Source organism: Saccharopolyspora antibiotica, from assembly GCF_047200635.1.
Taxonomy (GTDB): Bacteria; Actinomycetota; Actinomycetes; order Mycobacteriales; family Pseudonocardiaceae; genus Saccharopolyspora_C.
Map to the genome: position 1 here is coordinate 29,808 of NZ_JBJZOI010000010.1, position 23,696 is coordinate 53,503.

20 protein-coding genes are annotated in these 23,696 nt (G+C 70.0%); 15 read left to right on the top strand and 5 right to left on the bottom strand.

Annotated features, from left to right (window positions below; translation table 11 throughout):
* Positions 1-4: 4 nt before the first annotated feature.
* Positions 5-1,219, top strand: coding sequence for an acetyl-CoA C-acetyltransferase (locus tag ACL03H_RS10100; protein ID WP_412810885.1), 1,215 nt, complete (start codon positions 5-7; stop codon positions 1,217-1,219).
* A 146-nt stretch (positions 1,220-1,365) separates the two neighbouring features.
* Positions 1,366-3,585, top strand: coding sequence for a 3-hydroxyacyl-CoA dehydrogenase NAD-binding domain-containing protein (locus ACL03H_RS10105; RefSeq protein ID WP_412810886.1), 2,220 nt, complete (start codon positions 1,366-1,368; stop codon positions 3,583-3,585).
* 241 nt (positions 3,586-3,826) lie between these two features.
* On the opposite strand, the gene ACL03H_RS10110 is transcribed toward ACL03H_RS10105, so the two are convergent.
* Both ACL03H_RS10110 and ACL03H_RS10115 read right to left on the bottom strand, forming a co-directional pair.
* The gene (locus tag ACL03H_RS10110; RefSeq protein ID WP_412810887.1) at positions 3,827-4,585 is read right to left on the bottom strand and encodes a hypothetical protein; all 759 of its coding nucleotides are present in this window, start codon (positions 4,583-4,585) and stop codon (positions 3,827-3,829) included.
* Positions 4,586-4,826: 241 nt separating this feature from the next.
* Positions 4,827-5,456 (bottom strand): TetR/AcrR family transcriptional regulator, encoded by a 630-nt coding sequence (locus ACL03H_RS10115; protein ID WP_412810888.1) that lies wholly within the window; start codon positions 5,454-5,456, stop codon positions 4,827-4,829.
* Positions 5,457-5,559: 103 nt separating this feature from the next.
* Between ACL03H_RS10115 and ACL03H_RS10120 the strand changes: the two genes are divergently transcribed.
* From ACL03H_RS10120 to ACL03H_RS10130, 3 genes are all read left to right on the top strand, one after another.
* A complete protein-coding gene (locus ACL03H_RS10120; RefSeq protein ID WP_412810889.1) occupies positions 5,560-7,050 on the top strand; it encodes a flavin-containing monooxygenase in 1,491 nt (496 codons plus the stop codon).
* A 109-nt stretch (positions 7,051-7,159) separates the two neighbouring features.
* On the top strand, positions 7,160-7,855 hold the full coding sequence (locus ACL03H_RS10125) for a DUF6319 family protein (protein ID WP_412810890.1): 696 nt from the start codon (positions 7,160-7,162) through the stop codon (positions 7,853-7,855).
* Between the two features lie 157 nt (positions 7,856-8,012).
* A complete protein-coding gene (locus ACL03H_RS10130) occupies positions 8,013-8,402 on the top strand; it encodes a hypothetical protein (RefSeq protein ID WP_412811037.1) in 390 nt (129 codons plus the stop codon).
* A 3-nt stretch (positions 8,403-8,405) separates the two neighbouring features.
* On the opposite strand, the gene ACL03H_RS10135 is transcribed toward ACL03H_RS10130, so the two are convergent.
* Positions 8,406-8,786 (bottom strand): hypothetical protein, encoded by a 381-nt coding sequence (locus ACL03H_RS10135; protein WP_412810891.1) that lies wholly within the window; start codon positions 8,784-8,786, stop codon positions 8,406-8,408.
* 410 nt (positions 8,787-9,196) lie between these two features.
* On the opposite strand from ACL03H_RS10135, the gene ACL03H_RS10140 reads away from it, so the two are divergent.
* Entirely contained in the window at positions 9,197-11,269 is a 2,073-nt protein-coding gene (locus tag ACL03H_RS10140) for a transglycosylase domain-containing protein (protein ID WP_412811038.1), read from the top strand.
* Positions 11,270-11,381: 112 nt separating this feature from the next.
* Here the strand turns inward: ACL03H_RS10140 and ACL03H_RS10145 are convergent, their stop codons facing one another.
* Positions 11,382-12,290 carry a CPBP family intramembrane glutamic endopeptidase gene (locus ACL03H_RS10145; protein ID WP_412810892.1) on the bottom strand — a complete coding sequence of 303 codons (909 nt, stop codon included), beginning with the start codon at positions 12,288-12,290 and terminating at the stop codon, positions 11,382-11,384.
* A gap of 148 nt (positions 12,291-12,438) precedes the next feature.
* On the opposite strand from ACL03H_RS10145, the gene ACL03H_RS10150 reads away from it, so the two are divergent.
* The 3 genes from ACL03H_RS10150 to ACL03H_RS10160 all read left to right on the top strand — a co-directional run bounded on the left by ACL03H_RS10150 (position 12,439) and on the right by ACL03H_RS10160 (position 15,661).
* On the top strand, positions 12,439-13,797 hold the full coding sequence (locus tag ACL03H_RS10150; RefSeq protein WP_412810893.1) for a serine hydrolase domain-containing protein: 1,359 nt from the start codon (positions 12,439-12,441) through the stop codon (positions 13,795-13,797).
* A 440-nt stretch (positions 13,798-14,237) separates the two neighbouring features.
* Positions 14,238-14,669 carry an alternative ribosome rescue aminoacyl-tRNA hydrolase ArfB gene (gene arfB / locus ACL03H_RS10155; protein ID WP_412810894.1) on the top strand — a complete coding sequence of 144 codons (432 nt, stop codon included), beginning with the start codon at positions 14,238-14,240 and terminating at the stop codon, positions 14,667-14,669.
* 62 nt (positions 14,670-14,731) lie between these two features.
* A complete protein-coding gene (locus ACL03H_RS10160; RefSeq protein WP_412810895.1) occupies positions 14,732-15,661 on the top strand; it encodes a patatin-like phospholipase family protein in 930 nt (309 codons plus the stop codon).
* 181 nt (positions 15,662-15,842) lie between these two features.
* On the opposite strand, the gene ACL03H_RS10165 is transcribed toward ACL03H_RS10160, so the two are convergent.
* Entirely contained in the window at positions 15,843-16,805 is a 963-nt protein-coding gene (locus ACL03H_RS10165) for a hypothetical protein (protein WP_412810896.1), read from the bottom strand.
* 640 nt (positions 16,806-17,445) lie between these two features.
* Here ACL03H_RS10165 and ACL03H_RS10170 point away from each other — a divergent pair.
* Genes ACL03H_RS10170 through ACL03H_RS10195 form a run of 6 tightly spaced genes read left to right on the top strand, consistent with a single transcriptional unit; the run spans position 17,446 to position 23,671 of the window.
* On the top strand, positions 17,446-18,714 hold the full coding sequence (locus tag ACL03H_RS10170; protein ID WP_412810897.1) for an ATP-grasp domain-containing protein: 1,269 nt from the start codon (positions 17,446-17,448) through the stop codon (positions 18,712-18,714).
* Positions 18,711-19,532: a Rossmann-like domain-containing protein gene (locus ACL03H_RS10175; RefSeq protein WP_412810898.1), complete on the top strand. Its 822-nt coding sequence runs from the start codon at positions 18,711-18,713 to the stop codon at positions 19,530-19,532. The genes ACL03H_RS10170 and ACL03H_RS10175 overlap by 4 nt, the downstream gene beginning before the upstream one ends.
* Entirely contained in the window at positions 19,529-20,605 is a 1,077-nt protein-coding gene (locus ACL03H_RS10180; RefSeq protein ID WP_412810899.1) for a PLP-dependent cysteine synthase family protein, read from the top strand. The genes ACL03H_RS10175 and ACL03H_RS10180 overlap by 4 nt, the downstream gene beginning before the upstream one ends.
* Complete coding sequence (locus tag ACL03H_RS10185) at positions 20,602-21,630, top strand: dipeptide epimerase (protein ID WP_412810900.1); 1,029 nt, start codon at positions 20,602-20,604, stop codon at positions 21,628-21,630. The genes ACL03H_RS10180 and ACL03H_RS10185 overlap by 4 nt, the downstream gene beginning before the upstream one ends.
* Entirely contained in the window at positions 21,627-22,901 is a 1,275-nt protein-coding gene (locus ACL03H_RS10190; protein WP_412810901.1) for an MFS transporter, read from the top strand. The genes ACL03H_RS10185 and ACL03H_RS10190 overlap by 4 nt, the downstream gene beginning before the upstream one ends.
* Positions 22,877-23,671 (top strand): class I SAM-dependent methyltransferase, encoded by a 795-nt coding sequence (locus ACL03H_RS10195; RefSeq protein WP_412810902.1) that lies wholly within the window; start codon positions 22,877-22,879, stop codon positions 23,669-23,671. Before ACL03H_RS10190 ends, ACL03H_RS10195 begins: the two co-directional genes overlap by 25 nt.
* Positions 23,672-23,696 lie beyond the last annotated feature (25 nt).

The following is a 23,696-nucleotide window of genomic DNA, read 5'->3' on the forward strand; positions in this document are numbered from 1 at the left end:
GCCCATGTCCGAGGCGCTCGTCTACGACGCGATCCGCACTCCGCGGGGTCGCGGCAAGAACACCGGATCGCTGCACGGGACCAAACCGATCAGCCTGGTAGTCGGCCTGATCGATGAACTCTGCAAGCGCCACCCGGAACTGGACCCCGCGCTGATCGACGACCTCGTCCTCGGCGTCGTCTCGCCAGTCGGAGACCAGGGCGCCGACATCGCGAAGACCGCGGCCCTCGCCGCCGGACTGCCCGACACCGTCAGCGGCGTCCAGCTCAACCGGTTCTGCGCCTCCGGCCTCGAAGCCGTGAACACCGCCGCGCACAAGGTTCGCTCCGGCTGGGAGGACGCGGTGCTGGCGGGCGGCGTCGAATCGATGTCCCGCGTGCCGATGGCCTCCGACGGCGGCGCCTGGGCGATGGATCCCGAGACCAACTACGACACCTCCTTCGTCCCGCAGGGCATCGGCGCCGACCTGATCGCCACCGTCGAGGGCTTCGACCGCGCTACCGTCGACGCCTACGCGGCCGAATCGCAGGCCCGCGCCGCGAAGGCGTGGGCCGACGGCCGCTTCTCCCGCAGCGTGGTGCCCGTGGTCGACCGCAACGGCCGCACCGTCCTCGACCGGGACGAGCACATCCGCGCCGACACCACCGTCGACAGCCTCGGGAACCTCAAGCCGTCGTTCGCCGGCATCGGTGACATGGGCGGATTCGACGCGGTGGCCCTGCAGAAGTACCACTGGGTCGAGAAGATCGACCACGTCCACACCCCCGGCAACTCCTCCGGGATCGTCGACGGCGCTGCGCTGGCGCTCATCGGCAGCGAGCGCCTCGGCGAGCGCACCGGGCTGCGCCCCCGCGCCCGCATCGTGTCCGTGGCGCTCAGCGGCGCCGACCCGACGATCATGCTGACGGGTCCCGGCCCCGCCGTGCGCAAGGCGCTGGCCAAGGCGGACATGAGCATCGACCAGATCGACCTGATCGAGATCAACGAGGCCTTCGCCGCGGTGCCGTTGCGGTTCATGCGCGAGTTCGGCGTCTCGCACGAGAAGGTCAACGTCAACGGCGGTGCCATCGCGATGGGGCATCCGCTCGGTGCGACCGGAGCCATGATCCTCGGGACGCTCCTGGACGAGCTCGACCGTCGCGAGCAGCGCTTCGGCGTCGCCACCCTCTGCGTCGGTGGCGGCATGGGCATCGCCACCATCGTCGAGCGGCTCAGCTGACCCCACCCGCACCCGGAGCCGCCCCGGCCGCTGCGCACCGCGAGGAAGGGAACCTCTCTGCCACTGGTGGCGGAGAAGCTCCCTCGCTCGCACCGTCCGCCGCAGCCCGGACCGCGCGCTCGCGAACCACGAAGGACGTTTCCGCCATGAGCGAGCAGAGCACCATCCGCTGGGAGCAGGACGACGACGGCATCGTCGTGCTCACCCTCGACGACCCCCAGCAGCAGGCGAACACGATGAACGACCGCTACCTGCGGTCGATGGAGGAGACCGTCAACCGCCTCCAAGCCGAACGAGACACGATCACCGGGATCGTCATCACCTCAGCTAAGAAGACCTTCTTCGCCGGGGGAGACCTGCGCGACCTCGTGCGGGTCCGCCCGTCCGGCGTCGAGCAGTTCGCCCAGGTCAGCGCTGCCTCCAAGCGCCAACTGCGCATCCTGGAAACACTGGGCGTCCCCGTCGTGGCCGCGCTCAACGGCACGGCGCTCGGCGGCGGTCTGGAGATCGCGCTGGCCTGCCACCACCGCATCGCCCTCGACGGCCCGAAGACCCGCTTCGGCCTGCCCGAGGTCACCCTCGGCCTGCTGCCAGGAGCGGGTGGCGTCGTGCGCACGGTCCGGTTGCTCGGCATCGCCGACGCACTGCTCGAGGTCCTCACCCAAGGGCAGCGGCTGCGCCCCGGGAAAGCCCAGGAGATCGGCCTGGTGGACGAGGTCGTGGCCGACGCGGAAACGCTCCTGAACAGGGCCAAGGAGTGGATCAGGGCCAACCCGGACGCCGTGCAGCCGTGGGACGCGAAGGGCTACAAGATCCCCGGCGGTGCCCCGTCGAACCCGAAGGTCGCCGCGAACTTGCCAGCCTTCCCCGCGAACCTGCGCAAGCAGCTCAAGGGCGCGCCGATGCCCGCGCCGAAGAGCATCCTCGCCGCGGCCGTCGAAGGTGCCCAGGTGGACTTCGAGACCGCGCTCGAGATCGAGGGCCGCTACTTCGTGGAACTGGCCGCCGGCCAGACCTCGAAGAACATGAGCAAGGCGTTCTTCTTCGACCTCCAGCACATCAACTCCGGCGGCAGCCGCCCCGAGGGGCACGAGGCGTGGAAGGCGAGCAAGGTCGCCGTGCTCGGTGGCGGCATGATGGGCGCCGGCATCGCCTACGTGTGCGCGAAGGCCGGTATGCAGGTCGTGCTCAAGGACATCTCGGCTGCCGCCGCGGAGAAGGGCAAGGCCTACTCGGAGAAGATCCTCGACAAGGCCGTCGGCAAGGGCCGCGCCACCGCCGCCGAGCGCGACGAAGTGCTCGCCCGCATCACCCCGACCGACCAGAACGACCGCCTCGCGGGCTGTGACCTGGTGATCGAGGCCGTCTTCGAGGACACCAGGCTCAAGCACCAGGTTTACGGGGAGGTCGAGGGCGTCGTCGAGGGCGACGCGCTGATCGCCTCCAACACCTCGACGCTGCCGATCACGTCGCTCGCCGAGGGCGTGCGGCGCCGCGAGGACTTCATCGGCCTGCACTTCTTCTCCCCGGTCGACAAGATGCCCCTCGTCGAGATCATCTGCGGTGAGCAGACCAGCGACCGGGCGCTGGCCAAGGCCTTCGACGTCGTCCAGCAGATCAAGAAGACCCCGATCGTCGTCAACGACAGCCGCGGCTTCTTCACCAGCCGCGTCATCGGGACCTTCCTGCACGAAGGCGTCGCCATGCTCGGCGAGGGCATTCACCCCGCCACCATCGAGCAGGCCTCGAACCAGGCCGGATTCCCCGCCCCGGTCCTGCAGCTGTTCGACGAGCTCACCCTCACCCTGCCCCGCAAGATCCGCGAAGAGACCAAGCGGGCCGCTGAGGAGGCCGGCGACACCTGGGCGCCGCACCCGGCCGACGCGATCATCGACCGCATGGTCGAGGAGTTCGAGCGCCCCGGCCGTTCCGGCGGAGCCGGGTTCTACGAGTACACCGACGGCGCTCGGACCGGCCTGTGGCCCGGGCTGGTCGAACGGCTCGGTGCGGGCAGCGCGGACCCGGCGCAGGTCGACCTGCGCGATCTCGTCGAGCGGTTGCTGTTCATCCAGGCCATCGAGACCGTCCGCTGCCTCGACGAAGGCGTGCTGCGGTCGGTGCCGGACGCGAACATCGGCTCGATCTTCGGCATCGGCTTCCCCGCGTGGACCGGGGGAGTCGTGCAGTACATGAACGGCTACCCGGGAGGCCTCGCCGGGTTCGTCCGCCGCGCCGAGGAGCTCACCGAACGCTACGGGCAGCGGTTCGCCCCGCCGGAATCGCTCGCCCGCAGGGCCGAGGCCGGTGAGCCCTTCGACCTCGGCGAGCCCGACGCCGAAATCGTCACCGCCACCTCCGCGGCATGACAGCAAGGGGGCTTTCCTGCCACCGGTGGCAGGAAAGCCCCCTGGCACCACCCGGCCCGGCCCGTCCGCGGACGCGGACTCGGGGACTGCGAGGAAGGGAACCTTCCTGTCAGGGATGACAGGAAGGTTCCCTTCCTCGCACCGGGGCGGAGCGCGAAAAGGGGCGCCGGACCGCGAGGTCCGGCGCCCCTTCAACAGCGGGGACGTCCGGGGTGCGCTCGTGCGCGCCCCGGGGTCTGGATCACCGCCCGGGCAGCTGCGGGAGCCCGGTGGCGAGGTCGTGCACGATCTGACCGGGCACGGCGGTGACCTCGTCCGCCCGCGTCATGTCCGCGACCTTTCCGGCGGCGGGCACGACGTCGCCCACCGCGGGCAGGTTCCCGCCGCGCAGGTCGTGCTGGAGCAGTGCGTCGGGCCGGACCGCCGGACCGACCGTGTAGCCCTGCGCCGCGGTGAGCGCGAAGGCGGTGTCACCGGCGGACACGCCCTGGTGGTCCTCCTGGCGCGGTCCGACCTCGGCCTCGAGGAAGCCGCCACCGGGCGAGTGCTTGTCGACGAGCCCGGTGTGCCGGGGTTCGACCTCGACGCCGATGGTGGGGCGGGTCTTGGTGAGCTCCTCCAACCGGAGCCGCTCCTGCCCGATGTGCCGGGTGATGCGGGCGGGCTTGCCCTCGCTGAGCAGCGGTTCTCCATCGCTGAGCTCTCCGGCGACGCCGTGCGTGGTGGTGACGATGTCGGCACCGACCTGCTTGACGACGTTGGGAGCGCCGAGACGCAGCTGCGCGTCCACGCAGGGTGCCTTGGTGCTGTGGAACCCAGGAGCGTCCTGCGCTCGGCAGGCGTCCACCGGCACGGTGGCGCCGATGGTGTCGGGCACCGCGGACAGGTCCGGCTCGGCGAGTGCGGGTCCCGGCGCCGCAGCGGCGGTGCCGGCTCCGGCGGCGGCGAAGCCCGCGGCCACGACGGCTGCTTGCAACGTGCGCGTGGTCCAGGGGCGCAAGATCAGTTCTCCTCGGGGTGTCGCGGGTGTGGCGCGGTTCCCGGCCCGGCTCCGGGGTGCGAGGCCGGGGCGGGAACCTGTGCGTCCGTCCGGTGGGCGCGGACCCGAGCGGGTGGCCGTGCCGTGCTGGACGATCAACGCGCTCCACATCGGCGCATCAAGATCCGCACTTGACACCCCGCTCGCGGATAACCCTCGATCGAGTGGATCTAGCCGATTCATCCGGCGGAGTGAGGGAAGGTCAGTCCGAGGGCAGCAGGCTGGGGCTGATCAAGGCCATGAGGTGCTGGGTGGCGTGCTCGGCGGTGATCTCGGGTCGCTTCTCCCGCCAGTACGCCAGCCGCTCGCAGGCGCCGATGATCGACTCGGCGAAGGCCTCCAGCTGGAGCTGGTCCAGATCGGGGCGGGAGGTCTCCAGCAGTCTCGCGGTGAAGCCGGTCTGCTGCTCCCGGGTGGCCTCGAGCGCGGTGTTGACGGTGGCGACGGGGATCGCGGCTTCGGTCCGCAGCAGCGCCCAGGCCTGGGCGTGGTCGTCGGCGAAGCGGAAGAACGCCAGGATGCAGTCGTGCAGCAGGCGGTCCGGTGAGCCCGCGGCACCCTCGGCCGCGGCCGTGGTGGCGTCGAGCAGCTCCCGGCGCGCGCGTTCGACGCAGGCGAGCAGCAGTCCCTCCTTGGAGCCGAAGTACTCGTAGAGCATCGGCTTGGACAGGCCCACGCCCTGCGCGATGTCGTCCATGGAGGTGGCCTGGTAGCCGCGGGTCGCGAAGACGTGCTCGGCGACGGCCAGGATCTGTCGCTCTCGCTCCGCTCTGGGCAGGCGCTTGCGCCGTTCGGTGGGGAAGGGGCTGTCGCCGGCCTGCTGCACGTTCACGGTCCAACCCTATCGAGAACTGCCCGAATGAACCCTACCGAAGGTAACTTACTGATAGTAGGCTACTGGAAGTAGGGAAATCAGGTCGACCAGGGAGGCTCCAATGGCCCAGGCGCCAGGGCAGCGGCACCACACGTCCGTCGTCATCGTGGGCACCGGGTTCGCCGGTCTCGGCACGGCGATCAAGCTCAAGGAAGCGGGCATCCACGACTTCGTCGTGCTGGAGAAGGCCGAGGACCTCGGCGGAACCTGGCGCGACAACACCTACCCGGGCTGCGCCTGCGACGTTCCCTCGCTGATGTACTCCTTCTCCTTCGAGCAGAACCCGGACTGGTCCCGGTTGTTCGCCGAGCAGCAGGAGATCTCCGACTACCTCCAGCGCTGCGCGGACAAGTACGGCATCCGCGAGCACATCCGCTACGGCGCCGAGTTCACCGGAGCCGAGTACGACGACGAGCAGCACCGCTGGCACGTGTCGACCGCCTCCGGCGCGGAGTACGTCGGCCGGGCGCTGGTCTCCGGCCTCGGTGCCCTGCACATCCCCAGCTACCCCGAGCTCGACGGGCTGGAGCGCTTCCAGGGCGAGGTGTTCCACTCCGCGGACTGGAACCACGACTACGACCTCACCGGCAAGCGGGTCGCCGTCGTCGGCACGGGTGCCAGCGCCATCCAGTTCGTGCCGCGCGTCGCCCAGCAGGCCGCCCGGCTGCACCTGTTCCAGCGAACCCCGCCTTGGGTCCAGCCGAAGCCCGACCGCGTCATCCCGAAGTGGGTGCGCACCCTGTTCCGGCGGGTCCCCCCGCTGCAGCGCGCCGCCCGCGCCGCGATCTACTGGACCTTGGAGTTCCGCTCGGTCGCCGTGTTGCGCAGCCGGTTCCTCGGCAAGATCTCCGAGCACCTCGCCCGGCGCTACATCCGCCGCGCCGTGCACGACCCCGAGGTGCGCGAGGCCGTCACGCCCCGCTACTCGATGGGCTGCAAGCGGATCCTGCTCTCCAGCGACTACTACCCGGCCCTCAACCGGCCCAACGTCGACCTGCGCACCAGCGGGGTGGCTGAGGTGAAGGAGAGCTCGGTCGTCACCGGCGACGGGGAGGAGCACCCCGTCGACGCGATCATCTTCGGCACCGGATTCCACGTCACGGACGCCTTCGACCACCTCGACATCACCGGGCGCGGCGGGCGGAAGCTGCGGGACGCCTGGAAGGACGGCATGGAGGCCCACCTGGGCATGACGGTCTCCGGCTTCCCCAACCTGTTCTTCCTGCTCGGTCCCAACACCGGGCTCGGGCACAACTCGGTCGTGTTCATGATCGAATCTCAGATCAACTACGTGCTCAGCTGCCTGCGCCCGATCCACCGCGGCGAGATCGGCCAGCTCGACGTGCGCCAGTCCGCGCAGGACGAGTTCAACCGCGATATCCAGCACCAGCTCTCCGACGCCGTCTGGTCCGCGGGTGGCTGCCAGAGCTGGTACCTGGACGTCAACGGCGTGAACCGGACCATCTGGCCCGGCTTCACCTGGAACTACTGGCTGCGCACCCGCAAGGCCGACCCGGCGGACTTCGAGATCACCGCGGCGGCCCGGCGTTGATGCTTCGCACGAGCGTTCGATACACTCGGTGCGTCGTTGTTGGAACAGCCCCGGCTGACTTCACCCGGTGTGGGGCCGCAGGGCGGGGCGCATCCTGCTAGGGGCTCCGATGCCACAGGCCCGCACGTTGTCGACCGAGCAGATCCGGGAGCTGCGCGAAGAACTGTCGTCCGGCGGCACGCCCACGGTGTGGTTCACCTCCGCTGCGGTCGGAGTGCCGGAAGGGCGCTCCGGCAAGGTCATCGCGCTGGACGATCCGGCCGAGGGCGACTTCATCCAGATCCGCCCCGCCAGCTCCAAGGACGTGCTGTCCTTCTCGGCCGCTGAGGTGACCCTGGAGAAGCCGCCGCGCAAGCGGAAGGAACCCGAACCGGCCTCCCCCGCCCGCACGCCCGAGCCGCCGAAGGTCGCGGCCAAGGCACCCGCACCGAAGCAGCCCGCCGCGCGCCCGGAACCGGTGCGTCCGGAACCGGCTCGCGCCGAGGCGGCCGAGCCCGCGGCGAAACCGGCCGCCCCCGCCGCTCGCCGCAAGCCGAAGCCCCCGGCAGGGGCCACCGTGATGCTCACCGCGGACCAGGCGGGGCAGTGGAACGTGGAGGTCAGCACCGGAAAGAAGCGGGTGCTGCGGCCCACCCCCGTCTCCGCCTCAGCCGTCGCCCAGGCGGCCAAGTCGCTGCACGAGGACGTGGCCGCCGCCGTCGAACCGCTGCTGGAGGCGGCGCGGGACCAGCAGCGCGAGCGCGTCGAGCAGCTTCAGCAGCAGCTCGCCGACGCCCAGCGCATGCTCGACGAACTCACCGAGTGACCCCTCCCGCAACCCGCTGCCGGGCGACTGGCCCCGGCCCGGGAGGTGGTAGGAAGGGAATCTTCCTGCCACGGGTGACAGGAAGATTCCCTTCCTGCCACCCTGCGGGCGCGCGGTTGGTCGGCGGAGCGGCGCCTAGAATCGTGGCGTGACACGAATGCTGACCCCGCGCTGGCTGCTGCTGCACGTGGTGTTCGCGGCGGCGGTGATCGCGACGGGTTTCCTCGCCTGGTGGCAGTGGGACCGGGCGCACGAGGCGGGCGGCAGCTTCCAGAACCTCGGTTACGCCCTGCAGTGGCCGCTGTTCGGCGTGTTCACGCTCTGCATGTGGTTCTGGCTGATCCGCATGGAAGTGCACAGGCGGGACGACGGGCCCGCCCGGTACGGCGCGGAACCGGCGGCCTCCGCGCCCGAGCCGCAACCGGTGCGCAAGCGACCGCTCGTGCCGCCGCCCGCGCCGCGCGTCGACGCCGACGAGGACCCGGTGCTCGCGGAGTACAACCGCTACCTCGCCGAGCTCGACGAAGCGGAGCAGCGGGCCCGCTGATCGTCAGTTGAACGTGATGTCGCCGTTGATCTGCTCGGTCTGAACCAGGGTCCGCACCGAACCGGTGTTCTGGTTCACCACCCGGCTGCGCGTGGCGGACAGGTCGTGGTGCACCTCCGCGCCCGCGGCGCGCAGCTGCTCACCGAACTCCGGATCGTCCTGCGCGACCCGGTCCAGTCGCTCTGCCAGGGCCCTGATCTGCGGTTCTCCCGCATCGCCGGTCTGCGCGGACTCCAGCGCCGCTCGCGTCTCCGAATCCACCTCGCCCCGTCTGCGCAGCAGGCCGCGGACCTTGTCCAGCGCGCCCTGCGCAACCGTCCCCAACGCCGTGGCGAGCTGTCCGCCGAGCGCGTTCGCCAGCGAATCGAAGAACGGGTCGACCATGAGTTTCCTCCGCGCGATCTCGGTGCTCCCGAGTGTAGGTGTTCGCTGCGGCGCACCGGCCCGTTCTACGCCGATCCGCACTGCGATCGGCGGTACGCACCCGGTGATGGTGATCTTCGAGGATTCTCGTGCCCGTCCGTTGCGCCGCTCGGTGGAATTTCGCCGCGTTTCCAGGGAGAACGGTGGTTCCGGAACGTCAGCCGGAGGTCGGCCACGACAGGCCGGTGTGATATCAACGGAGTGACCGACGGAGCAGTTCCAGTGATCTCGCGGCAGAGCTGCCGCGCCTCCCGGAGCGCTCGGAGCCGCCGCCCCGGCCTGGAGACCGGGCCCGCGGGCAGCGGTCGAGATCAGGTCTTCGTAGACATGCGGTGATTGGGGCTGGCGTGCGCAGCGGCGTGCTGTTGAAGATGTTCGGGCTGTGCGTACTGGCCGGTGTGCTGGTCGCCTGCCTGATGATGCCGATGGCGACCGGTGCCGGCGCCGTCGTGAACCAGGCCACCGAGGCCATGGCGAGCATGTCCAGCTCGCTGGCGAAGCGGAACATGCCGCAGGTCTCGGTCGTCACCGACAAGGACGGCGAACCGATCGCCCACTTCTTCGAGGACTACCGGGTCGAGACGAAACCGGAGCAGATCTCCGGCTACATGAAGGCCGCGATCACCGCGGTCGAGGACCGCCGGTTCTGGAACCACGACGGCGTGGACTGGCAGGGCACCATGCGCGCGCTCGCCAAGAACGTCAGCACGGGCGGAACGGCCCAGGGCGCCTCCACGATCACGCAGCAGTACGTGAAGAACTACCTGGTGCACGTCGTCGCCCAGAACGAGGTCGACGCGGAGAAGGCCAAGGAGACGACGATCGCGCGAAAGCTGCGCGAAGCGAAGATCGCCGTCGAGCTCGAGCGCACCATGACCAAGGAGGAGATCCTCACCGGATACCTCAACGTGGTGCCGGTGGGCAACCAGACCTTCGGCGTCGGGGCCGGCGCGCAGACCTACTTCGGCACCACCCCGGACAAGCTCACGATCTCCCAGTCGGCGCTGCTCGCCGCGGTCGTCAACCAGCCCGGCTCGTTGAACCCGCGGTCCAACCCGTCCGAGGCGTTGCAGCGTCGCAACCTCGTGATCGACCTGATGACGGACCCGCACAACCGGCTCCGCATCAGCGAGGAGGACGCGGAGATCGCCAAGCAGGAGCCGCTCGGCCTCACCCCGCAGCTCGGGCGGCCGCCGAACGGCTGCGTCGGCATCGGTGACGGCACCACCGACGGCTTCTTCTGCGAGTACGTGCGTCACTACCTGGAGCGTTCCGGTATCGACGACGAGAAGCTGGAGAAGGGCGGCTACACGATCCGCACCACGCTGGACCGCAAGTCCAGCGACGCGGCGAAGGAAGCCGCGAAGAAGCAGGTCCCGACCCAGACCGATGGCATCGCCAACGCCATGGCCGTGGTGGAGCCCGGCACGGACAAGCACAAGGTCCGCGCCCTCGTCGCCAACCGCGACTTCGGCAACGACCCCAACGCCGGCCAGACCGCCTACGACATCGTCAGCAGGGTGCAGCCCTTCGGCGCCGGGTCGATCTACAAGGTCTTCACCGCGGCCGCGGCCATCGAGCAGGGCATGGGGATCTTCGACAACGTCCCGGTGCCCGCGACCTACACCTCCAGCGTCTACAAGAACGGGACCAACCCCTACACCGTCGGCAATGCCGAAGGCGTGCGGCCCGGTGACCGCACCTTGCAGATGGCGCTCGCGACCTCGCCGAACACCGGTTTCGTCGCCTTGCAGGAGCGGGTCGGGCTCAACAACGTCGTCGACATGGCCTCCAAGCTCGGCCTGCGCCAGGGCATGAACGGCGTCAACAGCAGCGGCTCCACCCTCGACGACGACGGCTCCAACGGGCCGTCCCAGGCGGAAGCGGTCAAGCGGAACAAGCGCGGCGCGTTCACCCTCGGCTACACGCCGACCAGCGTGCTCGAGCTGTCGAACGTGGGCGCCACCATCATGAGCGGCGGCACCTACTGCCCGCCGACGCCGCTGGAGGAGATCCGCGACCGCAACGGCAACGAAGTCCCGATCAAGGAGGCCCCCTGCGAGCAGGTCATCTCCCCTGAGGTCGCCGGTCAGCTCGCGCAGGGCATGAGCAAGGACGACACCGACGGCACCTCCAGGGCCGCGGCTCAGGCCGTGGGCTGGAACCGGCCGATGATCGGCAAGACGGGCACGACGCAGGAGAGCAAGTCCGCGGCGTTCCTGGCCGCCACCCCGCAGCTGTCCGGTGCGGTCCTGACCTACGCCGACGGCTCCCGCCCCCGCGGCATCTGCGACGGCGGCGGCGAGGCCCCGCCGTACCTGTGCGGCGAGGGCAACATCTTCGGCGGCAAGGTGCCCGCGCGGACCTGGTTCGACGCGATGACCCGGATCCACGAGGGGCTGCCGGTGATCCCGCTCCCAGGCGGTCCGCCGCCCGCACCGTGATCGAAACCGCGGCGCGATGAGGGGCCGTCCGCTTCGGCGGACGGCCCCTCCCCGTCTTCGACACGGGTCGGTGGCAGGAAGGTTCCCTTCCTGCCACCGACCCGCGACGGGATCAGCGGCGGCTCAACCGGCGGACGCCGCGAGAAAGCCCGGACGGTTCTTCCTCGCCGGCCTGCACCGGGAGCTTCCCGAGCAGCACCAGCAACAGCACCGCCAACGCCAGCACCAGCCAGCCGGACCAGCCGAGCAGTCCCGAGCTGATGTTGTCCACCGGGCTGCCCGAGGCGCTGAACAGGATCCCGAACCCGGCCGCCGCGTTGACGAAGCCGCGCGCGATCGCGGCGGGCCAGACGTTCCCGGAAGCCAGTCGCAGCCAGCCCAGCAGCGCGCTCAGCAGCACGCAGAAACAGCCCATCATGATGAACGCGACCACGACCGGCGCGTTCGGGTAGTTGTAGCCGAGGATCAGCAGCGGGGCGTGCCACAACGCCCACAGCAGGCCCGTCACCAGGAACGCGGCCGGCTGCCCCAGCGGCAGCAGCGCTGAGGTCAGGTATCCGCGCCACCCGATCTCCTCGCCGATCGCCGGCAGCACGTTGAGCCAGCCCAGCAGCACCACCTGGACGAACTGCACCAGCACCAGCGACGGCGGGATGCCCTCGCCCGCCGAGCCGAACTGCTCCGCCAGACCCGAGAACCCGGTCCAGTCCGCCCGGTAGACGCCCAGCAGCGAACCGAGCAACAACGCCAGCAGCATCAGCACCAGCGGGCCCAGCCACGCCAGCACCGCCTTCCCCCACCAGCTCCGCGGCCCGCCGCCGCCGATTACCCCCACCGCGCGCCACGGGGCCGGTACGGGACTGATCCACCTGGTCACCACCACGGCGGACACCGCGGGCACGAACAGCATCGCCACCAGCAGCAGCGGCGCCCACTCCCACGTCAGCCCCGCACCCGTCACCCACAGCGGGACGGTCATGGCCCACGAGATCGCGTAGGTCAGCCCGACGAAACTCAGCACGCCTCGAACATCAACCCGATCACCCACCCCACCATCCTGCCAACCACCCGCTCGCCCCCGCGCGATGCTGCGAGGAAGGGAACCTTTCTGCCACCGGTGACAGAAAGGTTCCCTTCCTCGCAACGACCCCCGTGACAGCATGAGACGCATGACGACCTTGCTGCCTTCCACGGAACGGGCGCTGCTCAGACGGCTGGCCATCGAGCAGAGTCACAGCCGCGTGCCCTCGATGACCGCGGGTATCGTCCGCGACGGCCATCCCATCTGGACCGGCAGCAGAGGGCTCGTCTCGGGACGGCCGCCGACCTCGGACACCCAGTACCGCGTCGGGTCCATCACGAAGTCCTTCGTCGCCACCCTGGTGCTGCGTCTGCGCGACGAAGGTCGTCTCAACCTGGAGGACAAGCTCGACCAGCACGTGCCGGGCACGGCCATCGGAGATCGCAGCATCGCTCGCCTGCTCTCCCACACCAGCGGCCTCAGCGCGGAACCCGTGGGGGAGTGGTGGGAACGCACGCCAGGCGGCTCGGCCGACGACCTGGTGGCAGGGGTCGACCAGGACGCGATCCGGCCTCGCCCGCGGCACGGTTTCCACTACTCCAACACCGGATTCGGAATCTTGGGAGAGCTGGTCGGTCGGCTGCGCGGGCACTCCTGGTACGAGGCCCTGGAGCAGGAGGTGCTGCTCCCGCTCGGCCTCAGCAGGACGACGTTCGGGCCCGAGAGCCCGCACGCCCAGGGCTGGGCCGTGCACCCGTGGGCGGACGTGCTGCTGTCGGAACCCGCGGAGGACGGCGGCGCCATGGCCCCGGCGGGGCAGCTGTGGTCGACCTTGGACGACATGCTCCGCTGGGCGCGGTTCGTCGCCGGGGACACGGCCGAAGTGCTGCATCCGGACACGGTGGCGGAGATGCGCGCGCCTGGGGCCGTGGACGATGGCGACGCATGGCGCGTCGGATTCGGACTCGGATTGCAGCTGATCAGGCACCAGGGACGCAGGCTCGCCGGGCACTCCGGGTCGATGCCGGGCTTCCTCGCCACCGTGATGGCGGACCCCGCGGACACGACCGGCGTCGTCTTCATGGCCAACGCCACCGCAGGCGTCTCGTCGGCACTCATCACCGACCTGCTCGATCTGCTGGAGGCGCACGAGCCGCGAATTCCGGACACGTGGGTTCCCGGCCCGGAGGTCGATCCTGCGCTGCTCGAACTCACCGGCCAGTGGTACTGGGGGCCTTCGCCGTACGTGCTGCGGATCCTCCCGGATGGTCTGCTCGACCTGGTGCCGTGGCAGGGGCGCGGGCGTGCTTCCCGCTTCCGCCGCAACGACGGTGGGACGTGGACCGGCCTGGACGGCTACTACGCAGGGGAGCAACTCCGTTTCGGCCGCTCGGCCGAGGGCACCGTCACTCACCTCGACCTCAACACCTTCATCTTCACCCGCACCCCCTACGACCCCGACGCACCGATCCCCGGCGGGGTCACCCACTGGCGCAGCACCCCCTGACGCGGGGCGGGATTCGAGCAAGGGAACCTCTCTGCCACCCGTGACAGAAAGGTTCCCTTGCTCGTAGCCACTCCGTGCGGCGGTAATTAAGAAGATCAGCGGGTGGCGTCGGACGCTCCAGCGAGTGCTAGCAAGGACCACACCGGGCAAAACCGTTGTGGCAACTGCGGTGGCGGCTCAGATCGCGAGCGGAGCGGAGTTCGTCCGCGTCCTGATGGGAAGAGCTTCCTCGTCCCGGGCAGGCAGGACGTGGGTGCATCGACTGCGCAGAAATTCGGAGAGCATCACCGTCGCCTGCCTGGCCTCGCACGACACCGTCGAGGCGCTGCATGGCCTGGCTGCGTCCGTGCGCGCGTCGCGGCGAACCTGTGACTCGGCGAACTGGCTTCGACTCGCCTGAACCGCAGCGTCAGGCGCGGCCAGCGGCCATCCTGGTAGGCGTGCCCGAAGATCTTCGCGTCACCGCCACCTGGACCATCGCCGCCGTCGAGCTGTCCGAACGGTTCTCGCGCTCATCCGGACCCGGTGGGCAGCACGTCAACACCTCGGACTCCCGTGTCGAGCTCACCTTCGACTTGGAGCATTCGACCCTGTCGGAGCGGATGCGGCAGCGCGCGTTCGAAAGATTGGGAACGCGGATCAGCAACGGCACCATCACGATCGTCGCGTCGGAACACCGCAGTCAGCTGCTCAACAGGCACGCAGCCAGAGAACGCCTCGCCGCGCTGCTCGCCGACGCGGTCGCGCCTGAACCGCCAGCCCGGCGCCGGACCAAGCCCACCGCGGGATCCCGCCGACGTCGGCTCACCACCAAGAAACACCGTGGCCAGGTGAAGCGGCTCCGTCGGCGAGGTGACCCGGGCGACAGCTGAGGCGCGCACGTCGAACGTCGGGCTAGCCTCGGCTGCAGGTACGAGCAGAGAGGACGACGCTCATGCGGACTGCTTGGGTGCTGCCTGGCGGATCGACCTTCGGATCCGTCCAGGCCGGTCTCGCCAGTGCGCTGGCGGAAGCCGGCGTTGAACCCGATCTGCTGGTGGGAACCTCTGCCGGATCGTTGAACGCAGCTTGGATCGCGGGAGATCCTTCGGTTCGAGGCATGACGAAGCTGCGGGAGCTGTGGCGCTCCATGCGGCGATCCGATGTGTTCCCCATCCAGCCGACGCGGATCCTCGCCGGGAAGCTCGGCATCACCAACCACTTGATGAGCAGCGGTGGACTCGCGAGATGGCTCTTCAACACGCTGCCTTACCGCACGTTCGAGCAGGCCGAGGTCGACCTCACGGTGACCGCGACCGACGTCGACACGGGAGCCGCCGTCTACTTCGATCACGGTCCGGTGCTCCCGCCACTGGTGGCCTCTTGCTCGATCCCCGGGTTGTTCCCACCGGTCGAGGTCAGCGGACGGTGGCTCGTCGATGGTGGTGCGGTGGCGTTCATGCCGATCAGTCGGGCCGTGGCGCAGGGGGCGGAGCGGGTGTTCGTGCTCCCGTGCGGGGGCGCCGAGCCGTTCACGTTCGAACGCCCCAAGCGCGGCGTCGGAGCCGTTGCGACGTTGCCCGCGCCCAAAATGCCGCCGCGGTCGGTGAGTGGCGTCAACGGCGCTGCGCTGGGAGCCGCGATGCTCGCCACCGCGCGCCTCGACATGCAGCTGAACTCAACGCGTTGCGAGCTCTACGTGCTCCCCGCGCCTTCCACACTCGGGTTGTCCCCGTACTCGTTCTCGCACTCCTCTGCGCTCATCGACGCGTCCTGGGCGGTGGCGAAGGCGTGGTACCCGCGGGCGCGCCCCCTTTCCGCCGGCCCGGTTGACGCCGCCGGAAATTCTGAATCCGTCAACCCGGCCCCCATCCCCCTCGGCTGATCAAGATGAGGAAGGGAACTTTCCTGTCCCGTGTGACAGGAAGGTTCCCTTCCTGATAAGCCCCTGGTATGGGCGAGGTGAAGATTGCGGGTCCAGATTCCCGGGCGGGTTTGAGCGCCGGAAGGCACGAGCATGGCGTCCGCATCCGGTCCAGGGGGCTGTTCATTTCTCGATTTTTCCGTTACTCGTTCGCGGACTCGATCTGGGCTTCGACGTCGGGACGAGGACGTAGCGCAGCTGCTCGCAGTGCTCGGCGGATGCTGGTGATGACCTGATCTGGATTGTTGAGCAAGTCGCTCGGGAGGATCTGCAGCACCGAAATCCCGTGCACGGCGTAGCGGGTGTTCCGCTTGATCGTCGCGGCGTAATCCGCTTTGGAGAAGTGGAAGGCGACTGAATCGAACTCCACGGCGAGTCCCACGTCGTCGAACCACGCATCGGGAAGACCGATGTACTCCCCGCGCGAGCTGAACACCGGGATGTTCCACGCCGGGTCCGGCAGATCCGAGTTTTTGATCAACTCGAGCGCGTGGAGCTCAGCAGCGGATCTCACGTCGGCCGTCATGGCGGCCAAGATCTCTCTGGGTAGCCCGGTACCACGGCGGTTACCTCGGTCCATTTCCCGCACGAGCGCCTTGGCGGTGCAGCCGGGCACGCGCTGCATCGCCTCGATCAACAAGGCTGCGATTGTTTCCCGCGGCTGCCACGTGCGGGCTGCGTCCATGACCGCCCTAGTGGGCGGAGCCAGCGGAATCCCGTCTTCGGTGACCGCCTCGGGCAGGCGAGTAGTGCGCTCGAACTTGATCCGTTCGCTTCCCTGGATCCGCTTGCCGTGCGGGATCAAGACATGAATCGGAGCACTGTCGTCCGCGGTGGTAAGGCCGTGCAGGCGTGCACCGTGCATGCCTGTGATCATGGCTGTGGGACCGGCGCGCAGCAGGGCTGCTGTGATCAGATCATCTGTGTTCGGGAGCCCTGGTGCGGCGAGGATGATTCCCGGCAGGAGCCGAGTCCACGGACCATCTGCTCGTGCGCGTCGGTAGCTGGTTGATTGTGACACCCCCATCCTCTCCAGCTCGGTGACGTGGAAAACCCGTCGGGGAAGTGATTGCACGAGGGCGGGGACGATGACCGTCGATGACATGCTTTGACTATCAGTGATGAGCAACGAAATGCAGGTGTCGTCATTCGCCGGTGTGTCGGCCGGGGCCATCCAGCGCCCGTCGAAGAGAGGAAGGGAGCGTTCCAGCCACGCATGACTGGAACGTTCCCTTCCTCGTGCTGTCGTCGTCCGATTCTGGGGGGTATCGATTGGCTCGGCTGGTCAATCAGGGCAGCACGGCCATGGCCGCGATCTCGAGGCGGCCAGAGGTCTGGGGTGCGTGATGGCAGAGGACGAACCCGGCTCTTGTCGCGTCGAGCGCGTGAGGAAGGGAACCTTTCTGTCGCCCGTGGCGTGAAGGTTCCCTTCCTCTCGTTCTTCAGGATGGGTGGGGTGGGGGAGGGGGTCGTCGAGGAGGGCTCCCGCGGGGCTGCGGGTAGTTTTGCCCGTTTGCTCGCGGCGCAGTCGAGGGTGGTGCCGCCGGGGTTGACCAGCAGTGCTCCGCGCCGTGGTTCGGCAGGCGTGGTGCGGAGAGCAGGGGCGCGAACACCAGGTGAGGCTGCGGCGACGTGAACCGGACACGGTGAGTGACTGAAAGTGCTACCCGAATGGGGTTTGCCAACCAAATTTGAACATGATTATCGTTACCGCGCGCTAATGGCAACCGTGCGGAGGAGTCGGAGTGGGTCACCTGTTGATGGTGGAGAGCTGGGTCGGGGCGATGAGCACGTTGTTGCCTCGCGGGATCCGGGACGGGGGTCACCGCTTCACCTTCCTGACCCGGGACGTGCACCACTACCTGCGCGCGTGGCGAAGGCCGGAGCCGCACCCGCTGCTCGGTGCCGAGAACGTCCTGACCGCCGAGACCAACGACGTCCCGTCCCTGGTGGAGCACGTGGCGCGCCTGCAACCGGTGCTCGGGTTCGACGGGGTGCTGACCTCCTGCGACTACTACCTGGGCGCCGTCGCGCACCTCGCCGAACACCTCGGTGTGCCCGGCTCCCCGCCGGAAGCGGTCCGCAACGCCTGCGACAAGGGGCGGAGCCGGTTGGTCCTTCGCGAGGCGGGCGTGCCCGGTCCCGCGTTCGCTCTGGCGGAGAGCACCTCCGGGCTGCGTGAAGCCGCCGCCGCGCTGGGTTACCCGCTGGTGATCAAGCCGGTCGACCTGTGCGCGGGCATGTTCGTGCGCACGATCACCAGCGACGCGGAGCTGGGCGAGGCGATGCGCGACCTGGCGGGCTTCCCGGTGAACGCGCGCGGCCAGCGGCGCAGCACCACCGTCCTGCTCGAAGAGCTGCTGACCGGACCTGAGGTGAGCGTGGAGGCCGTGACCTCGCGCGGCAGCACCACCGTCGTCGGAGTGACGGACAAGAGCCTCGGCGGCGACCCCTGGTTCGTCGAAACCGGGCACATGTTCCCCGCCGCGCTCGACGAGGCGACCGAGCGGGCGGTCAGCGCCGTCGCCGTCTCCGCGATCGAGGCGCTGGGGCTCGACGACACCGTCACCCACACCGAGATCAAGCTGACCCCCGCCGGGCCGCGCCTCGTCGAGGTCAACCCGCGTCCGGCGGGCAACCAGATCACCGAACTGATCCGCCGCGTCACCGGTGTCGACCTGCCCGCCGTGCACGCGCAGCTCGCCGCGGGGGAGGCGCCCCGGTTGGCGACGACCGCCTCCGGTGTGGGCAGTGCCGCGATCTCCTTCCTGCTCCCACCGCGGACCGGCCCCATCGCCCGCATCGACGGGGCGGAGGAGAGCCTCGCGGCAGACGGCGTGGTGGACGGGGTCTTCAAGGAGCCCGGTCACGTTGCGGGCGCGGCCAGCAGCAACAACCACTACCTCGGCCACGTGATGACGACCGATCGGCGGCCTGGTGCGGCGCGGAGCCGGGCGGAGGAGGCGATCGCCTCGCTGCGCGTCGTCTACACCGAGGATCTGGTGGGGGCATGAGGGGAACCTCCCTGTCACTCGACCGCTTCGCGGCGGAGGTGGCGGACGGCCTGGCTGGTGACGAGGTCGGCGAGGCGGAGGTGAGCGTCGGATTCCTCACGCAGCAGGGCGCCCGGCACGCCGGCCGGGGGCGCTCCTACCGCAACCACGTGCTGAGCCTCCGCGTGGAGGACGCCGTCGGCTCCTGCGCGGTCGAGCCGGGCCTCCTCACCGATGAGCTCGTCGTGGACTGCGTCGGCAGCCCGGTGCGCGCGCTGCTGCGGCACCCGGAACCTGCGGTGCGGATCGCGGCGCTGGACGCCTACCTGATGTGGCGGCACCCGCACCACGAGCACGGCGAGGAAGTGCGCCTGCGGCGCGGCAGCTCCCTGAACAAGTCCGTGCAGCGCGCCCAGCAGGTCGTCGACCTGCTGCCGACGCACGTCGGCCGGGTGCTGGTGATCGGCGTGGTGAATTCGTTGCTGGAGCGGCTGCGCCACCGCGGGGTGAACTACGTCGCGTGCGACCTCAAGGGCGGCACGACCGAGTGGGGTGAACCGATCGCGCGGGACGCGATGTCCGAAGTGGACGGATGTGATGCGGTTCTGGCGTCTGGGATGGTCGCGGGCAACGGCACCTTCGACCCGTTGCTCGGCCGGGCCAGGGACACCGGCATCCCGCTGGTCCTGTTCGCCCAGACCGCGAGCGGGATCCTGCCGTGGTTCCTCGGCTCCGGGGTGACCGCGATCTCCGCCGAGCCGTACCCGTTCTTCTGGCTCGACGGCGGTCCCAGCTCGATCTACCGCTACCCGCAGAAACCGGGGAAGGATCTTCGTTGATCGACGTGAGCACCAGCCCGGCCAACCCCGATCTGCTGTCGCTGCTGCGGGACACCCCGGTCACCCGGATCAGCACCCCGCTCCCGGGCGAGCACCCGGGCTTCTGGGCGAAGCTGGAATGCCTCGGTGCCGGGGGGATGAAGGCGCGCGCCGCCGTGTCGATGCTGCGCGGAGCCCGCGAACGCGGCGACCTCCGGCCCGGCGACCCGGTGGTGGAGTCGACCAGCGGCACCCTCGGTGTGGGCCTCGCCTTCGCCGGGCAGGCGCTGGGACACCCGGTGGTCCTCGTCGTCGACCGCGAGCTGGAACGCAGCATGCGGTCGCTGCTGCGCGCGCACGGCGTGCGCACCGAGGTCGTCGAACATCCGCACCCCGTCGGCGGCTGGCAACAGGCGAGGCTCGACCGGGTGCACGAGCTGTGCGCGGAGCTGCCGGGTGCCTACTGGCCCGACCAGTACAACAACCCCGACAACCCGGCGGGCTACGAGCGGCTGGCCGACGAGCTCGTCGCCCAGCTCGGCGCGGCCGACGTCCTGGTGTGCAGCGTCGGTTCCGGCGGGCACAGCGCGGGAGCGGTCCGCGCGCTGCGCCGGCACTGGCCACGGCTGCGCCTGATCGGGGTGGACACCGTCGGTTCGACGATCTTCGGCCAGCCCGCTCGGCGCAGGCTGATGCGCGGGCTCGGCAGCAGCATCTTCCCGCGCAACGTCGCCTACCCGGAGTTCGACGAGGTGCACTGGGTGGGGCCGGTGGAAGCGGTGGACTCCTGCCGCAGGCTCGCCGCGCACTCGTTCGTCAGCGGTGGCTGGAGCACCGGAGCGGTCGCCCGGGTGTCGGCGTGGGCGGCTCGCCGCGAACCCGGGTCCCGAGTGGTCACCGTCTTTCCCGACGGACCGCACCGCTACCTGGACACGATCTTCGACGACGAGTTCTGCCGCGAGCACGGCCTGTTCGACGCGGAGCCCGCGACCAGGCCGACGGAGATCGACGATCCGGCGGGCACTGAGGTGCGGGGTTGGGCGCGCTGCGCGCGCGTCCGCGACCCCGCCCGCGCCTGGGAGGTGCCCGCGTGAGGCTCACCTGGCAGACCGGGACGCTGCGGCTGCGGGAACCATTCCGGATCTCCCGATCGGTCATGCACGAACGGGACGCCGTGTGGATCGAGCTGGACCACGACGGCAGCACCGGGCACGGCGAGGCAGTCACCAGCGTCTACTACGACCTCGACGTGCCGGAGATCGTCGCGCAGCTCGACGGGGTGCGCCCGCTCGTCGCGGAGGCGGTGGATCCCGGCGCGCTCGTCACCGCAGTCCGGCACTGGCCCGGCCTCGCCCCCGGGGTGCGCTGCGCGCTGGACGCGGCCGCCCACGACCTGACCGCCCGCCAGCGGGGCATCACCGTGCGCGCGCTGCTCGACCTGCCACCCACCGGTGAGCTGCCGACCGCCCGCACCATCGGGATCACCGGCACCGAGCACGCCGTGCGCACGGCCCGGGAACTCGTCGGCAGCGGCTTCACCGTGCTCAAGGTGAAGCTGGGCGACGGTCCCGAGGAGCGGGCCAGAGTGGCCGCGATCCGGGAGGCCGCCCCCGATGTGGAACTGCTGCTCGACCCGAACGGAGCGTGGGCGCCTGAGCAGGCGCTGCGGAACCTCGACGCGCTCGCGCCGCTCGGGATCTCGGCGGTGGAACAGCCCGTCGCCCCCGGCTCGCCCGCCGAACTCGGCCGCATCGCCCGCCTCAGCCCCATCCCGGTGATCGCCGACGAGGACGCGCAGACCGTCGCCGACGTGCGCGCGCTCGGCTCCTCCGTGCACGGGGTGAACGTGAAGCTCGCCAAGTGCGGCGGGATCGGTGCCGCGCTCGAGATCGTGGAGGCGGCCCGTTCCGCCGGGATGGACGTGATGCTGGGCTGCCTCGTCGCGAGCTCGCTGGGCATCGCTCCCGCCGTGCACCTCGCCGGATGCGCCCGCTGGATCGACCTCGACGGGCACCTGCTGCTCGCCGAGGACCCGTGGGACGGCATCGGCGGTACCGGTGGGGCGCTGCGGCTCAGCGGCGAGCCGGGGCTGGGCGTGCGGCCCAGGGGCTCGCCGTGACCACCTGGCGGCTCGTCCGCGGCTTCCCGCTCGCGGTGCGGGTGCTGCTGGTGAACCAGCTCGGGGTGAACATCGGCTTCTACCTGCTCATCCCGTACCTGGCCGGATACCTCGGGCACGACCTGGGCATGTCAGCCGCGCTGGTCGGAGTGGTGCTGGGAGTGCGCAACCTGAGCCAGCAGGGACTGTTCCTCATCGGCGGCACCGCCTCCGACCGTTTCGGGGCGCGCGGAGTGATCATCGCTGGGTGCGCCCTGCGGGCCGTCGGGTTCGGACTGTTCGCGCTCGGTCCGTCGCTGCCGGTGCTGCTGCTCGCCTCCGGTATCAGCGGACTCGCCGGCGCGCTGTTCAATCCCGCGGTCCGCGCCTACCTCGCGCAGGAGGCGGGGGAGCGTCGAGCCGAGGCCTTCTCGCTGTTCACCGTGTTCGCCAACACCGGGGCCCTGATCGGACCGCTGCTGGGCAGCGCACTCGTGCTGGTCGGCTTCACCACCTCCGCGTTCGTCGCCGCGCTGGTCTTCGCGCTGCTCACCGCCGCGCAGGTGGTGGTGCTGCCGCGCCGGTCGGTACCACCCGCGCGCGGCAGCGTGCTCGGCCAGTGGCGCGGCGTGCTCGCCGACAAGCGCTTCCTCGCGTTCACCCTGGCGTTGGCCGGGATGTTCACCTTGCAGAACCAGCTGTACCTGGTGCTCCCGGTGGAGGCTGCCCGCCTCACCGGTTCCGGGGGCTCCGTCGCGGCCGTGTTCGTCGTCTCCACGGCGGCCGGACTGCTGCTGCAGGTGCGGATCACGCGGCACTTCCAGCGGGTCTGGTCCCGAGGGCGGTCCATCGCGGTCGGGATGGGCTTGATGGGGATGGCGTTCCTCGCCACCCTCCTCGCCGGAATCGCGCCCCCGGCCGCGCCCCCTGAAGACGCGGCCCGAACGCTGCTCCGGCTGAGTCCGGTGCTGGTGGCGACGTTCGTGCTCACCGCCGGGCTCATGCTGGCGCAGCCCTTCGTCAACGAACTCATCCCCGCGTTCGGCCCGGATTCGCTGTCCGGCACCTACTTCGGGATCTTCTACCTGGCTTCCGGAGTCACCGCCGCTGCGGGGAACGCGTCGATCGGCTGGATCGGTGATCTCGCCCCCTGGGCGCCCTCCGCGCTGTGCCTCGGGATCGGGCTCACCTCCGCGGCCGCGGTCTTCGAGTTGCAGCGGCGCGGCCTCGTCGGACCCGAACCCACCACGACACCAGGAGCTTCCGCGTGCGCAACGACGCCAACTTCCTGACGGACAACCCCGAGCTCTACGAGCACCAGTTCCCCGACCCGGAAAATCTCGCCGCCCGGTTCGTCCTCGACCTCCTCGACCGGTACGGGACGGGCAAGCGACTGCTCGACGTGGGATGCGGCACCGGGCGCGATGCCGCGCACTGGGTGCGCAACGGCTGCGACGTGACCGGCGTCGACAGCTCCACCGCGATGATCGAGCACGCGCGCCGACGGTGCCCGGAAGGGAGGTTCGTGGTGCAGGACATGCGCGAGCTCGACCTCGGCACCGACTTCGACGTGATCACCTGCTTGGACAGCGCGTTCCTCTACTGCCACACCAATGCGGAGCTGGACGGGTTCCTGGCTCGTTGCCGGGCGCTGGTGCGGCCCGGTGGGCTGCTCATCGCGGAGATGCGCAACGGTGCCTTCTTCCTCGGCAACACCGAACTGCTCGACGGAGTCCGGGAGCGGTCGGTCAGCTGGCAGGGCGTCGACTACCGGTCGCGCACCCGGCTGTGGATCGACCACGCCGAGCAGCTGCTGCGCAGGGAGCGCAGCTGGGACTGGCCCGGTTGCCCGGAGGTCCTCACCCAGCGCTCCGCGTGGCGCTTGCTGTTCCCCCGGGAGCTCGACCGGATCCTGGCGCAGGCCGGGTTCGAGGTCCTCGCCCTGTTCGACCACCCGGGTCCCCGCACCGACCCTCCCTGGAGCGCTGACGCACCCCTCAACACCTCGCTCGCAGGCGACCGCCTCCACCTCGTCGCTCGCCCCACCCCTGACCGGCACTGAGAGGAAGGGAACCTTTCTGCCACCA